General features: G+C 71.8%; 2 protein-coding genes and 1 pseudogene. All 3 read right to left on the bottom strand.

What is annotated here, in order from left to right; all coding sequences use genetic code 11:
* Positions 1-365 (bottom strand): hypothetical protein (locus ABZ449_RS42255; RefSeq protein ID WP_360357516.1); only part of this gene is annotated, 365 nt, incomplete at its 3' end.
* A gap of 26 nt (positions 366-391) precedes the next feature.
* Positions 392-871, bottom strand: a complete 480-nt coding sequence (locus tag ABZ449_RS42250) for an ABC transporter permease (RefSeq protein WP_360357514.1) — start codon at positions 869-871, stop codon at positions 392-394.
* Positions 872-1,119 (bottom strand): annotated as a pseudogene (locus ABZ449_RS42245) (ABC transporter permease); the annotation flags it as partial.

The following is a 1,119-nucleotide window of genomic DNA, read 5'->3' as shown; positions in this document are numbered from 1 at the left end:
CACTGCGGCAGCAGGAAGACCGCCGCCGCGGCCACGTAGACCAGAGTGGCCAGCCAGTCCCCGCCGGCGCCCGGGAGGCTGGCCAGACCCACAGCGAGCAGCAACGCCAGCCCGGCCCGCGCCCGGCCCACCGGGATCGGCCGCAGGGACTGGCGCAGCTTGCGGGCCCACTGGAACAGCAGCACGTAACCGACGCTGAAGACGACCAGGGTCGACACACCGACGATCCGCCGCCACAGCTCCGGCTGGTGCAGCGCGGTGGCGAGCGGCACGTTGAGGAAGAACAGCCAGACGGCGGCCAGCAGCCAGCCGGTGTACCGCCAGTGGCGGCTCACCTGCCAGGGCTGCCCCGTCGAGAGGTCCATCGGGATCACGCTAACCGCCCGGCCGTTCAGACCCGCGCGGTGTCCCGGCGGAACAGCCGGGCCGCGCCGACGCCGAAGACCAGTGCCCAGACGACGAGGTTGACCACCGCCGCCATGCTCACCCCGTCGCCGGTGAGGGGGGCGCGAGCCAGCACACCCATGCCGTACACCGGGGTGAACGTCGCGACCTGCTGGAGCACGTCCGGCAGCACCTCGACCGGGACGAACAGCCCGCCGAACATGGCCAGCACCGCCAGCACCGGACCGATGATCTGCATGACGTTCTCGGCCGGCGCCAGGTACCCGATGAACAGACCGAACGCGGCGAAGACCAGCGAGCCGACCCAGGCGGCGAGCCCGGACAGCAGCCAGACGTACGCCGGGACGCGAACGCCGGCCACGGCGCCCACCAGGAACTCGATGACGACCGCGAGCAGGCCCAGGCTCATCGCGGTGATCAGCTTGGTCGCCACGTACGCCGCCGGGCGCAGCGGGGTGAGCCGCAACTATCGGCTCCAGCCCAGCGCCCGTTCGGTGGCCACCGCACCACCGACGCTGGTGGTCGCCACCATGGCCGCGTACACGGCCAGGCTGATCATGACGTACGCCGTCACCGGGCGGCCGTTGTCCAACGACTGCCCGCCCTGCGGCAGACCGAAGATGAGGAAGAAGACGCCCGGCATGATCAGCGTGAAGGCGAGGGTGCGGCGGTTGCGCAGCACCCGGCGCAGCTCGATACCCAGGGCACCCGGGG

This window comes from Kitasatospora sp. NPDC005856 (assembly GCF_040629945.1).
Classification (GTDB): domain Bacteria; phylum Actinomycetota; class Actinomycetes; order Streptomycetales; family Streptomycetaceae; genus Kitasatospora.
This window is presented reverse-complemented; position numbering and strand designations above follow the sequence as displayed.